Origin of the sequence: Paracoccus bogoriensis (assembly GCF_019431455.1) — a bacterium.
Classification (GTDB): Bacteria; Pseudomonadota; Alphaproteobacteria; order Rhodobacterales; family Rhodobacteraceae; genus Paracoccus; species Paracoccus bogoriensis.
On record NZ_JAHYSR010000001.1, the window covers coordinates 204,500 to 216,933 of the forward strand.

Below are 12,434 nucleotides of genomic sequence, written 5' to 3' on the forward strand. Positions count from 1 at the left end.
CCGCTCTCAGTTCCGAAGCACGATGCAGCGTCCGCCAAGCCGCTGGAGGCGGGTGCAGAAGCGGACAGCCTCGGCCCGGTCCTCGAAGCCGACCTGGGCGGTATAGACCGGCTGCGGCATCCCCGGCATACGCTTCCTGACATAGCCTACGCGCTTGCCGCCATCGAGGATCGGCCCAAGCGTCCGGTTCAGCCGCGCGACCTGCTGGGCGGCGCCCGACCGATGCGGGTGGCTGGCCAGGATCACACCCCAGGGATGGGTGCGCGGCTGGGTGTCGAATTCGCGCAGCTTGCGCGTCTCGGCCATGCGCTGGCAGGCGGCGTGAAAGGGCAGGCGATCATCCAGCGCCAGCCGCAATTCCGAGGCCGCAGGAGCGTTGTCGCGCCAGCGATGGGCGGAATGACCGGTGATCGCTTCGACGTAGTCCAGCGTCTCGAAGGGCAGGCCGGACTGGCGCGCGACAAAGCGCGCCGCCCGCGCCTCGCCGCCGTTATAGGCGACCGCGGCAAGTCCCTTGTTGCCGAATTGCTCGATCAGGCGCGCCAGATACCAGGCCGATTTGCGGATGGATTCGGCAGGATTGAACGGATCGTCCAGCCGGTAAAGACGCGCAGTCTCGGGCATGAATTGCGCAATGCCCAGCGCGCCCGCCGGGCTGATCGCCCCGGGATCAAAGCGGCTTTCCTTCCACAGAAGCCGCGCAAGATAGTTCGGGTCCAGCCCCTGTTCCGCGGCGTTGCGCTCGATCAGGGTGCAGACATCGGCGGCGTAATGCGTGATGCGGATGCAGTCGCGCCCGTCATCGGTGCAGCGCCGGTCGCCAGAGGGCCGCACGGGGCCAAGTCCTAGGCGCGCGTCCACCGCCGGAGCCGCAGCCAGCGGCGCCGCGAGGATCGGACCCAGCAGCAAGGCCGCGAGGACCGGCAACAAGAGCCTCAGGACGCGGATCACGACCGGCGCCCGTGCCTTGCTAGGCCTTGGCCTTCTTGCCTTTGGCCGATTTTGCACCCGATTTGGCGGCGGGCTTGTCGGCTGATCCGGCACCAGCCTTGCCAGCAGCTTTCGCGGCGGCTTTGCCTTCGGACCTGGCGGCCGATTTTGCCTTTTTCGCAGAAGGACTTGTCTTGTCCGCGCCTTTGGCCTTGCGTTCGGCCTTGCGTTCGGCCTTGCGGGCCTCTTTCTCGGCTTCTTTCCGGGCTGCTTTCTCGGCCTTGCGCGCCGCGCGGCGGGCCTCTTTCTCGGCCTCTCTGGCGGCCTTGCGTTCCGCCTTGGCGGCCTCTTTCTCGGCCTGTTTGGCCGCCAGCTTTTCAGCCTTGCGTTCAGCCTGTTTCGCGGCCTTTTCGCTGTCCTTGGTGGGCATCGTCCTGTCCCTCGTTACATGCAGATCATCTTTATCGGTGTTCAAAGGCAGCAAGGCCCGCGGCGCAGGCGTCTTGCCGCGCGGCAGAGGGTGGGGTTCGGTCCGCAGGTCGGCCTTGCGCGTCTCGGCCGATTTGCGGCCGGCAGGCTTTCGCGGAGGCGTGGCGGGCTTGCGCGGTTTGACCGCATCAGGGGGCGCGACAGCCGTCGAGCCCGGCGCGGCAGGTCGAGCCCGGAGGCCGCGCTTGCGCCGTTCGGCCTCGGTCCGGCGGATCGCGGCGCGCAGCAGCGTGACCGAGGCGCTCTGCAACCCGTCATCGGGCTTGCCAAAGGACTTCACCGCCTCGCGCAGCGCGTCCAGCAGGTCGTGAATCCCGTCATCTGGCAGCGCCTGGATCGCGGGCGCGCGGCTTTGCCGCGCCAGGGCCAGATGCTCGGGGGCAAGCGTTTCCTCTTCAAGGCGGCTGTGGTTAGGCATGGCGCACTCGTTCAGGGCAACGATTCCTGCGGCGGGTCAAGCCCGATGCCGCAGTGCCGAGATTGCGCAGAGAATTCGGGATTTGCAAATGGAAAGGCCCCGCCCGAAGGCGGGGTCGGTGAATGTTGCGCCCCCGCACGCGGCAGATGCCTTACGGGACGGCGCTTTCCACCGGCGACACGAAGCTTGCGTCAGCGGTCGCGAAGGGATCAGAGACCAGCAGCGGCGAGGGCTGTGCGTAGGGGTCGGACAGCATCTGGCCATAGGGGTCCATCTGCGGGACGCTCTGCGGAGCTGCGGCCAGCGGCGCGGCAGGCACCGCCGGGATGGCCGGAGCCGTGGCACCCATCGGGGTGGCAAGCGCGGTCTGAAGTTCGTTTGCGGGGACGACATAGCCTTCGGGGGTCTCGACCATCGGACCCTCGTAGCGCAGACTGTCGGCCTGCGACCGGACGATGACGCGGGTGCCGTTCGGAACCTGCTCGAACAGGTCGATGATGTCCTGGTTGAACAGGCGGATGCAGCCGGCCGAGGTGGCCTTGCCGATGGATGACGGGTCCATCGTGCCGTGGATGCGGTAATAGGTATCACGGCTGCCCTGATAGAGATACAGCGCCCGCGACCCCAGCGGGTTGTGCATCCCGCCGCTCAGACCGCCCGCGAACTGGCTGTAGAGTTCGGGTTCGGTGCGAATCATGTTGTCTGTCGGACGCCATGCGGGCCAGGCCGCCTTGCGCGCGATGGTCGCGCTGCCTTCGAAGCCCTTGCCCGCGCGGCCCACGGCCACGCCGTAGCGCATCGCCTGACCGCCCGGCTGAACGTGGTAGAGAACCCTGGCATAGGGATCCACGACGATGGTGCCCGGCGCCTCGGGGCCGTTATAGGGCACCAGCTGGCGGCGGTTGCGATCCGTCAGATAGGCGGCGCGCACGGCGGGGATTTCGATGATCTCGCCATTGGGGCCCCGATCCTGACGCGCCTGATAGATGGCAGGCACCTCGGCCGAGCGGGTCGGTGCGGGGGCAGGGGTTTGGGGTTGCGTGGCACAGGCGGCCAGCCCGAAGGCGAGGGCGGTGAAAAGAGAAGCGAGGCGCATCGTCGCGTATCCTTGTCCTTCGCAGGCGCTGTCGCGGCAGGGGCGCGCGGCCTGGGGCAGTGTCTTGTGACGGATCGCGCCACGAAGGGACGCGATTCGATTCATGTTGCTTGTGCCTGTTCGCCTTGCCGGGTCAAGACATGAGCGGCTTTTGGCCACCGTAGCGGCGCAGTAAGTTCAGATGCATGTTGCCGTGGCGCGTCAGCAAATCAAATTTCGACCTTGTGGAACAACTTGACGTGTGCGCGCACCATCGGGTGCCGCGGAATGCAACGCGGTCCGGGCCGCCTCTGTTCCGTCCGGTCGCGCCTCAGGGACGGTCGCGCCAGCGGTTCACCAGCGGGTAGCGGCGGTCCAGCCAGAAGGCGCGGGTCGAGATGCGCGGCCCCGGCGCGGCCTGATAGCGTTTCCATTCGCTGTGATAGAGCAGCGCCTCGACCTTGCGGACGGTGTCGGGGTCGAAGCCTTGCGCGATCAGCTCGGCCAGGGACAGGTCGCCTTCGACCAGCCCGTCAAGGATCGCGTCAAGCACCTCGTAGGGGGGCAGCGAATCCTCGTCCCTCTGGTCGGGGCGCAGCTCGGCCGAGGGCGGTTTCGAGATGATGCGGGGCGGGATCACCTCTCCCTTCGGGCCCAGCATCCAGGGGCGGTGGTTCGTATTACGCCAGCGGCAGGTCTGAAACACCCGCGTCTTGTAGAGATCCTTGATCGGGTTGTAGCCGCCCGCCATGTCGCCATAGATCGTGGCATAACCCACCGCGATCTCGGACTTGTTGCCGGTGGTCAAGAGCATTTCGTTGAACTTGTTGGACAGCGCCATCAGCATCACGCCACGCAGGCGGGACTGGATGTTTTCCTCGGTGATGTCGGGGCTGGTCCCCTCCATCAGATGCGCCAGCGCGCCGCCCACCGCGTCGCGTGCCCCGTCGATGCGGACCGTGTCCAGCCGCGCGCCAAGCCGCTTCGCGCAATCGGCCGCGTCCTCGAGGCTGGTCTGCGAAGTGTATTCCGAGGGCAGCATCACGCAGCGCACATTCTCGGGCCCGATCGCGTCGCAGGCGATCGTGGCGACCAAGGCGCTGTCGATGCCCCCCGACATGCCCAGAAGCACGCGGCGAAAGCCCGACTTGCGAAGGTAATCCCGCAGGCCCAGCATCATCGCGTGGTAATCCTGTTCCCAGGCATCGGGCTGGGGCGCCATCGGGCCTGGTCCGGCCCGCCAGCCCTCGGCCTGCCGGGTAAAGTCCACATGCACCACGGCCTCCTCGAAGGCGGGAAGCTGCACGACCTTGTGACCGCCGGGGTTCAGCACGAAGCTCGCGCCGTCATAGATCTGGTCGTCCTGGCCGCCGACCATGTTCACATAGACCAGGGGCAGGCCCGTCTCGACCACGCGGCCGACCATGTGGCCCATGCGCAGGTCCAGCTTGTCGCGGTGATAGGGGCTGCCGTTCGGCACGACCAGGATCTCGGCCCCGGTCTCGGCCAGGGTCTCGGCCACGTCGGGATACCAGCTATCCTCGCAGATGGGGCTGCCGATGCGGGCCGCGCCGACCGCATAGGGGCCGCTGATCGGGCCGCTGTCGAACAGCCGCAATTCGTCGAAGAGCTGCTTGTAGGGCAGGTGGTGCTTGAGCACGCGCGCCACCAGCGCGCCGCCCCTGAACACCCACCATGCGTTGTAGAGCCGTCCCTTTTCCGCCCAGGGCCCGCCGATTCCGATAGCCGGGCCGTCGCTCAGGGACTGGCCCAGTTCGGTGATCGCGCGGATGGCCTGCGCGGTGAAGGCGGGCTTCAGCACCAGATCCTGCGTCTGGTAGCCGGTGATGAACATTTCGGGCAGGGCCAGCATGTCGGACCCCGCCTGCCGCGCCTGTTCCCAGGCCTCGCGGGCGCGGGCGGCATTGCCGGGCAGATCGCCCACGGTCGGGTTCAACTGGCCGATGGTCAGGCGGAAGCGGTCGCTCATGCTGTGGTCCCCTGTCGCGTCGTCCTTGGGATAGAGGATCGGGGGGGCAAGGAAAAGACGGCCTTTGCCTCTGCCTGCCCGCTGCGGTAAAGCTGTGGCAAAAGGCGACAGGGGCGAAAAGCCGGGGGCAAGGGCATGAAGGCGGCAGTTCGGGCGATGATGGCGGCGCTGGCTCTGACGGCGATGGGCGCGGGCGCCTCGGCGCAGGTCATCACGCGACAATACGACGATGGCGGCGTGTATGAGGGCACCTTTCGCAACGGGCTGCAGCATGGGCACGGCGTCTATACCCTGCCGAACGGCTACCGCTACGAGGGCGACTGGGTAGAGGGCCAGATCATGGGGCAGGGCCGGGCCGAGTTTCCCAACGGCTCGGTCTATGAAGGCCAGTTCGTGCGCGGCAAGCCCGAGGGGCGCGGTATCATCACCTATGCGGATGGCAGCACCTACGAGGGCGACTGGAAGGCCGGCGAGATGACGGGCCAGGGCATCGCCCGCTATGCCAATGGCTCGGTCTATGAGGGCGCCTTTGTCGGCGGCCTGCACGAGGGGCGCGGCGTGCTGACCCAGCCGAACGGCTATCGCTACGAGGGCGACTGGAAGGCCGGGGTCAAGGAGGGTCAGGGCCGTATCACCTATCCCGACGGCGCCACCTACGAGGGCGGGATGCTGGCCGGGCAGCGTGCGGGGCGCGGCACCCTGGTCATGGCCGACGGGCTGACCTATGAGGGGATCTGGTCGGCGGGGCAGATGTCGGGCAGCGGCGTTCTGGTCCAGGCCAATGGCGACCGCTACGAAGGGCAGCTTCAGGCCGGGCGTCGTCACGGGCCGGGTGTGGCCACCTATGCCAATGGCGATGTCTATGACGGCGAATTCGTGAACGACCGCCGCCACGGGCATGGCACGTTCACCGGCGCGGACGGCTTCGTCTATGTGGGCAGCTGGTCCGAGGGCCGGATGGAAGGGCGCGGCCAGATCACCTATCCCGACGGCTCGGTCTATGTCGGCCAGATGCGCGCCGACCGCCCCCATGGCACGGGCAAGATCACCTATCCCGATGGCTCGACCTACGAAGGCGGCTGGTCCGAGGGCGTGATCCAGGGCGAGGGCCGCGCCGTCTATGCCGATGGGATGGTCTATGAGGGCAGCTTCCGCAATGCGCGCAATCATGGGCAGGGGCGGATGTCCTATCCTGACGGATATGTCTATTCCGGTGCCTGGGTCGATGGTCAGCGTCATGGCGAGGGGCAGGCCACCTATCCCGACGGCACCGTCTATACCGGCGGCTTCATCAACGGCCTGCGCGAAGGGCATGGCCGGCTGACCACGCCCGACGGCTTCACCTACGAAGGCGGCTGGCGCGCTGGCGAGATTCACGGCGAGGGCGTCGCGACCTATCCCAATGGCGACCGCTACGAGGGCAATTTCGAATCCGGCAAGCGCCAGGGTCAGGGTGTGATGCGCTATGCGACAGGGCAGGTCGCCTCGGGCCGTTGGCAAGACAACCGTCTGATCGAGGCCGAGACCGAAGCTGCTGCGGCCGAGGATGGCGCGGAACCCGGCTCCGAGGCGCCCGACATGCCCGCCGAGGGCGGCGCGCGGCCCTGATCGCGGTCTTTTCGGAGCCGGGGAATAACGGCTTGGTGATCTGAATAGCGGTGATTCCGTGGCGCGCGGGTCGCGCCGCGGTGATCGCGCAACCTTCCGGAAAGGCGGCGTCGCCCGGGCCGGGTCAAGCCCCGCGCGCGTTATTCTCGTCGTTGCCGAACAGACCGCGCAGGCCCCGGCTGAGCAGGTTGCCAACCTTGGGGCGCGGCTGTGTCAGGAAGGGCAAGGGGCGGCAGACCTCCATTGCCGCTATGCCCACGCGGGCGGTCAGGGCGCCGTTCACCAGCCCTTCGCCAAAGCGGCGCGACATTTTGGCCAGCACGCCGCCCCCCGCGACAGTCTGGATCAGGTCGTCGCCTGCGGCCACCGCACCGGTGGCGATCAGATGCGTGACCACGGTGCGTGCCAGCCGCCAGCCGCCCACCGTCCCCGCGCGCCCGCCATAGATCTGCGCCATGCGCCGGATCATCCGCATGTTCGCGGCCAAGGCCGCCGCGACATCGGCCAGGGCCAGCGGAACCAACGCGGTCGTGGCCGCGACGGTGCGGGCGGCGGCCTCGATCTCGCGCCGGGCCTGCTGGTCAAGGGGGGCCAGCAGTTCGGCCTCGGCCAGACCCAGCAGGGCCGAGGCGTCGAACGTGTCGCCGCGCCGCTCGGCCAGACGCTGGCGATGCCATTCCATCTCGGGGCGCGATGTGTAAAGCGCGACCAGGGCGTCGGTCGTGCGGCGGGCGGCGGCAAGGTCGGCCTCGGACAGGGCAGCGGCGGCCTGACGCTGGATGGTGTCGATCCTGCGGAACCGGCGCCAGCCCCACCATTCGCGCAGCGCCATGCCGATCGCTGCCAGCGTGAATCCCGCGAAAAGCGCAGCCGCGACCCAGCCCAGCAGGGGATAGACACCGAGCATCCGGGTGATGAAATCCAGCGCCGCAACCGATAACAGGAACACCAGCAGGGACAGGCCCAGTCCCAGAAAGATCCGCGTCAGTCGCGAAGGCCGCGCGGCCGTGATCCGCACCGCCATCTGCATGGCGCGCGGGTTAGGCAGGGCGTCGGGCTGATCAACGGGCGGTGCCTCGGCCGGGCCGGGGCGGGGGGTCTCGTCCCTCAGGGTGATGGTGACCGGAGCGCGGCGGCGGGGATTGTCCTTGGTCACAGGCGGTCTCCGATCAGGAATTCGGCAGCGCGGTCCAGACGGATATGGGGCGGCCCGTCTCCGGGGCGCAGCGTCAGAGGCGCGGGGGCGAAATCCATGATGGCATAATCGCCATCAAGCCAGGCATCCGCGCCTTGCCGCGCGGGATGCAGCAACTGGCCGGGATCCGTGGGCAATTCACCCGGATAAAGTGCTGCCTGCCGCCCATCGGGCAGCCAACCGCGCACGGCGGGCAAATCTTCGCCATTCTGGTGGATCACGTCTTCTGTCGTGGCGCGCAGGGCGGCAAGAGACATGGCCTCGGTCCGGGCACCCTGAAAATCGGCGCGGTCACGCGCCTCGCGCAGCATGGCCGTCAGGATCGCCGTCAGCGCGGGGTGTTGCATGTGGTGCAGGTGGTCGGCCTTGGTCGCGGCAAAAAGGATCCGCTCGACCCGCCGCGTGCCCAGAAGCTGCGCCAGCCAGCCCGCCCGCCCCGGCCGGAAGGCGGTCAGCACATCGGCCATGGCGCGGCGCATGTCCTCGACCGCCGCCGGGCCGCGATGGATCGCGCCCAGCACATCGACCAGGACGATCTGCCGGTCGATCCGGGCGAAATGCTCGCGGAAGAAAGGCCTGACGACGCGAGACTTGTAGGCGTCGAAGCGGCGGCGGAACTCGCGCCCCAGGGGGCCCTCGCGCATCGGCGCGGGCAGTGGCGCAAAGGTCAGGGCGGGCGATCCGGCCAGTTCGCCCGGGATCAGGAAGCGGCCGGGCGTGCAATCGGTCCAGCCCGCCGCCCGCGCACGGGCGAGATGATCGGAATAGGTCTCGGCCAAGGACAGGGCGACCGGTTCGGTCATCCTGGCGGCGGGGTCCAGCGCGGCCAGCGCGGCGGCAAAGTCGTCGGCGCCGGGACGCCCCGACATCCGCTCGAGAACCTCGTCGGACCATTGTGCGAAGTCGCTCTCCATCAGGCGCAGGTCCAGGAGCCACTCGCCGGGGTAATCCACGATGTCCAGATGCAGGTTGCGCGCCCCGCGCAGGCTGAAAAGGCCGCCCCGTTCAAGCCGCATGGACAGGCGCAACTGGCTGACATGGCGCGTCCCGTCGGGCCAGTGCGGCCGAGGACCGGTCAGCGCCGCCAGATGGCGTTCGTAATCGAAGCGCGGGATCGTATCATCGGGCTGGGGTTGCAGCCAGACCGCGCGCAGGCGTCCATCTGCCGCGGCGCGCAGTCCGTGCATCCGCCCCCGTTCCAGAAGGTTCGCCACCAGCGAGGTGATAAAGACCGTCTTGCCCGCCCGCGACAGGCCGGTAACACCGAGGCGCAGAACCGGATCGGACAGACCCAGCCCCTCGATCACGTCGCTGCCGATGCCCATGCCTGCCCTTTTTGGTTCGGTTCTTGATCCCGCTGAACGCGCGAGGGAGAAGATAGGTTCTGGGATCGCGATTGTGTAGCGCGGATGCGCCGGTCCGGCGTGCCTTGACCAGTCGCGCCGCGATTGTGTCTCGGGCGCCGTTGCGGCTATCACGCAGGCATGAACGACGCCCTGCCCATCGACGACGCCCTTCCCGCGCTGCTGGATGCGCTGGCCCGCCAACGCCGCGCCGTGCTGGTCGCCCCGCCGGGCGCGGGCAAGACGACGCGGGTGCCTCTGGCGCTGATGGGGCAGGTTCAGGGCCGTATCCTGATGCTTGAGCCGCGCCGCTTGGCCGCCCGCGCCGCCGCCGAACGGATGGCCCAGACCCTGGGCGAGGCTCTGGGCCGACAGATTGGCTATCGCATCCGGGGCGAGGCCGTGCCCGGCAGCCGCATCGAGGTCGTGACCGAAGGCATCCTGACGCGAATGATCCAGTCCGACCCCTCGCTGGAGGGGATCGGCTGCGTCATCTTCGACGAATTCCACGAACGCAGCCTGCACGCCGATCTGGGCCTTGCGCTGGTCTGGGAGGCACGAGCAGCCTTGCGCGACGATCTTGCCGTGCTGGTCATGTCGGCCACGCTGGATGCCGGGCCGGTCGCCGCGCTGCTGGACGATGCGCCGGTCGTGATCTCGGAGGGCCGCGCCTTTCCGGTCGAGACGCGCTGGCTTGACCGCCCCCTGCCCGCAGGGGCGCGGCTGGTGGACGAGGCCGCGCGCCTGATCCTGCGCGCCGAGGCCGAGACGCGCGCAACCGGCGGCACGATCCTGGCTTTCCTGCCCGGCGCGGGCGAGATCCGCCGGGTTCAGGGGATGCTGGGCGCCTCGGGCTGCGAGGTGCTGGCGCTGTTCGGCGCGATGGAGGCCAAGGCGCAGCGGGCGGCGTTGGCGCCTCCGGGTGCGGCGCGGCGGATCGTGCTGGCCACGTCGATTGCCGAGACTTCGCTGACAATCCCGCAGGTGCGGGTCGTAGTCGATGCCGGTCGCGCCCGCAGGGCCCGGTTCGATCCGGCCAGCGGCATGTCGCGGCTGGTGACCGAGCGCGTCAGCCGCGCCGAGGCCGAACAGCGCCGGGGACGGGCAGGCCGGATCGCACCGGGGATCTGCTACAGGCTTTGGGCGCGGGCCGAGGAGGGGGGCTTTCCCGCCTTTGCTCCGCCCGAGATCCAGGTGGCCGATCTGGCCTCACTGGCGTTGGAACTGGCTGCCTGGGGCGCCGAGCCGGCGGATCTGGCCTTTCTGACGAAGCCGCCCGAAGGCGCGCTGGCCGAGGCGCGCGCGCTGCTGTCAAGCCTGGGTGCGCTGGACGGGGCCGGGCGGATCACAGCGCATGGGCAGGCCCTGCTGCGGCTGCCGCTGCATCCGCGGCTGGCGCATATGTTGGTCGTCGCGGGCGAGCAGGCCGCGCCCATCGCGGCGCTCCTGTCCGATCGCGACCCGCTGCGCGGCGCCCCGGCGGATCTGGCGTTGCGGCTGGAGGCGATGCGCGATCCCGACCGCTTTGCCGCGCGCCATCCCCATGAAGTCGATCGCAGCGCCATCGCCCGGCTGCGGCAGGAGGCCACGCGGCTGCGGCGGATGCTTGCGTCCCGCGACGGCCGGGGGGCCAGCCCCCCGGCCCCCCCGGGATATTCCGGTCAAGGCAAAGGCAGGCTGGGGGCGGGCGAGATGGTATCCCTGGCCTATCCCGACCGGATCGGCCAGAGGCGCTCGGGCGAAGAGCCGCGTTACGTGCTGTCCGGAGGCAAGGGGGCGGTCTTGCCCCCGGGCGACCAGATGGGCCTGGCGCGGTTCATCGTTGCGCTGGACCTGGACGGGGATCAGCGCGAGGCGCGGGTCCGACTGGCCGCGCGGCTTGATGAGGAAGCGCTGCGGCGTCTGCATGGAAAGCGGATCGCGGTGGTCGAGTTCTGCCGCTGGTCGCGCCGAGAGGGGCGGGTGGAGGCCAGGCGGCAGGAGCGGATCGGCGCGCTTGTCCTGTCGGACAGGCCCTGGCCCGAGGCCGGCGAGGCTGCCATCGCCGAGGCTGCGCTGGAGGGGCTGCGGCTGGACGGACTGCGCTGGTCGCCGGCTGCCGCGCAACTGCGGGCGCGGATGGCGCTGTTGCCGGATCTTGGGCCGGTGGACGATAGCACGCTGCTGAAGGATGGCGCCTGGTTGCTGCCTTGGCTGGGACGCGTCCGGACCCTGGCCGATCTGCGGGGGCTTGATCTGGTCGAGCCGCTGAAGGCGCGGCTGGGCTGGGACGGGCAGGCGCGGCTGGACCGCGAGGTGCCGGCGCATTTCGTCACCCCTCTGGGGCGGCGGGTGCCCATAGATTACGATGGCGACGAGCCGGGCATCGCGCTGCGCCTGCAGGAGCTGTTCGGCGTGACGCGGCATCCGGTCGTGGGCGGGCGACCCTTGCGGATCACGCTGCTGTCGCCCGGCGGCAAGCCTGTTCAGGTCACGATGGATCTGCCCGGTTTCTGGGCCAGTTCCTATGCCGATGTCAGGAAGGACATGCGCGGGCGCTATCCGCGCCATCCCTGGCCCGAAGATCCGTCAGTGGCGGACCCGACCTTGCGGGCCAAGCCGCGCGGACCCCAGGACGCGGTCTCATGATACCTGGCCCATAGCCGGACGCAGGCGATGAGGACGGCGGCCAGGTCGTTGCGGGTGGATGTCTCGCAGCGTGTGGCGATCTTTCGGAAGTGCCTGAGCTTGTTGAGGAAGGGCTCGATCCGGTTGCGCTTGCGGGGGAGGTCGGGATCGACCGGGCGCTGCACCTTTCTGTCGCGCTGCGTGGGATGTGTCCGCGCCCGCCTCGTGTGGCAATCAGATATACGTAACCGTCCGGTCTGACCGCTCTACCTTGCGGTCGGGGACAAGGACTTCCCGCCCATCACCTTCGAGCGTTACTCCGAAAAGACGGGGAAGCGTCTCAAGGACGGCGTGGAGATTTTCAACCCTGGGTCCCGCCAGCAGATCGCCCAACGGCTGATCGACAAGTACGGATGACCCGTGACCTCGGGGCCGTAGATGACTTCGAGACCACTGTTGTTGTTCGCGGAGCCAATGGGGGAGGCATCGACGCGGACAGCGGTATTGACCCCGTTCGAGAAGGTCTTGAGACCCCCGGCCGATTGGTTGCCGGTGGTACGCAGAACGGTGCCATCGACGGCGAAGGTGCGGCTGGCTGTGACCTGCCCCTGTTTTAGGGCCACCCGTAAGTCGAGTTTGTTCTCTTTTTGTGTGCCATTATTCGGCGGCGTGAGCAATGGGCGCAGGCGCGGGCCATCAATCAGCTCAAGCGGCTGCGCCCATTGCGTTTTATCGAAGGGCCTCGCTGCTGCGAATTCCTCCGGGGTCTGATACTTCAG

General features: G+C 68.7%; 9 protein-coding genes. 2 read left to right on the forward strand and 7 right to left on the reverse strand.

The window, feature by feature from the left end; genetic code table 11:
- Positions 1–6 precede the first annotated feature (6 nt).
- From KY389_RS01025 to KY389_RS01040, 4 genes are all read right to left on the reverse strand, one after another.
- A complete protein-coding gene (locus KY389_RS01025; protein WP_343222869.1) occupies positions 7–951 on the reverse strand; it encodes a lytic transglycosylase domain-containing protein in 945 nt (314 codons plus the stop codon).
- A 19-nt stretch (positions 952–970) separates the two neighbouring features.
- Positions 971–1,837, reverse strand: a complete 867-nt coding sequence (locus KY389_RS01030; RefSeq protein ID WP_219828844.1) for a hypothetical protein — start codon at positions 1,835–1,837, stop codon at positions 971–973.
- Positions 1,838–1,988: 151 nt separating this feature from the next.
- On the reverse strand, positions 1,989–2,933 hold the full coding sequence (locus KY389_RS01035; protein WP_219828845.1) for a L,D-transpeptidase family protein: 945 nt from the start codon (positions 2,931–2,933) through the stop codon (positions 1,989–1,991).
- Between the two features lie 310 nt (positions 2,934–3,243).
- The gene (locus tag KY389_RS01040) at positions 3,244–4,902 is read right to left on the reverse strand and encodes an NAD+ synthase (protein WP_219828846.1); all 1,659 of its coding nucleotides are present in this window, start codon (positions 4,900–4,902) and stop codon (positions 3,244–3,246) included.
- Between the two features lie 135 nt (positions 4,903–5,037).
- Here KY389_RS01040 and KY389_RS01045 point away from each other — a divergent pair, with 135 nt between their 5' ends.
- The gene (locus KY389_RS01045; RefSeq protein ID WP_219828847.1) at positions 5,038–6,510 is read left to right on the forward strand and encodes an MORN repeat-containing protein; all 1,473 of its coding nucleotides are present in this window, start codon (positions 5,038–5,040) and stop codon (positions 6,508–6,510) included.
- A gap of 124 nt (positions 6,511–6,634) precedes the next feature.
- Here KY389_RS01045 and KY389_RS01050 read toward each other — a convergent pair whose 3' ends face one another.
- Together KY389_RS01050 and KY389_RS01055 are read right to left on the reverse strand one after the other, a co-directional pair.
- Positions 6,635–7,666 carry a YcjF family protein gene (locus KY389_RS01050; RefSeq protein ID WP_219828848.1) on the reverse strand — a complete coding sequence of 344 codons (1,032 nt, stop codon included), beginning with the start codon at positions 7,664–7,666 and terminating at the stop codon, positions 6,635–6,637.
- A complete protein-coding gene (locus KY389_RS01055; protein ID WP_219828849.1) occupies positions 7,663–9,030 on the reverse strand; it encodes a YcjX family GTP-binding protein in 1,368 nt (455 codons plus the stop codon). Before KY389_RS01055 ends, KY389_RS01050 begins: the two co-directional genes overlap by 4 nt.
- 159 nt (positions 9,031–9,189) lie before the next feature.
- Between KY389_RS01055 and hrpB the strand changes: the two genes are divergently transcribed.
- The gene (gene hrpB / locus KY389_RS01060) at positions 9,190–11,676 is read left to right on the forward strand and encodes an ATP-dependent helicase HrpB (RefSeq protein WP_219828850.1); all 2,487 of its coding nucleotides are present in this window, start codon (positions 9,190–9,192) and stop codon (positions 11,674–11,676) included.
- 293 nt (positions 11,677–11,969) lie between these two features.
- Here the strand turns inward: hrpB and KY389_RS01065 are convergent.
- Positions 11,970–12,434 (reverse strand): hypothetical protein (locus tag KY389_RS01065; protein ID WP_219828851.1); only part of this gene is annotated, 465 nt, incomplete at its 5' end.

Excerpts from the sequence above, each read along its gene's own strand:
- KY389_RS01030 (WP_219828844.1), bottom strand. The coding sequence starts at position 1,837 with ATGCCTAACCACAGCCGCCTTGAAGAGGAAACGCTTGCCCCCGAGCAT.
- KY389_RS01040 (WP_219828846.1), bottom strand. The coding sequence starts at position 4,902 with ATGAGCGACCGCTTCCGCCTGACCATCGGCCAGTTGAACCCGACCGTG.
- hrpB (WP_219828850.1), top strand. The coding sequence starts at position 9,190 with ATGAACGACGCCCTGCCCATCGACGACGCCCTTCCCGCGCTGCTGGAT.
- KY389_RS01035 (WP_219828845.1), bottom strand. The coding sequence starts at position 2,933 with ATGCGCCTCGCTTCTCTTTTCACCGCCCTCGCCTTCGGGCTGGCCGCC.
- KY389_RS01055 (WP_219828849.1), bottom strand. The coding sequence starts at position 9,030 with ATGGGCATCGGCAGCGACGTGATCGAGGGGCTGGGTCTGTCCGATCCG.
- KY389_RS01045 (WP_219828847.1), top strand. The coding sequence starts at position 5,038 with ATGAAGGCGGCAGTTCGGGCGATGATGGCGGCGCTGGCTCTGACGGCG.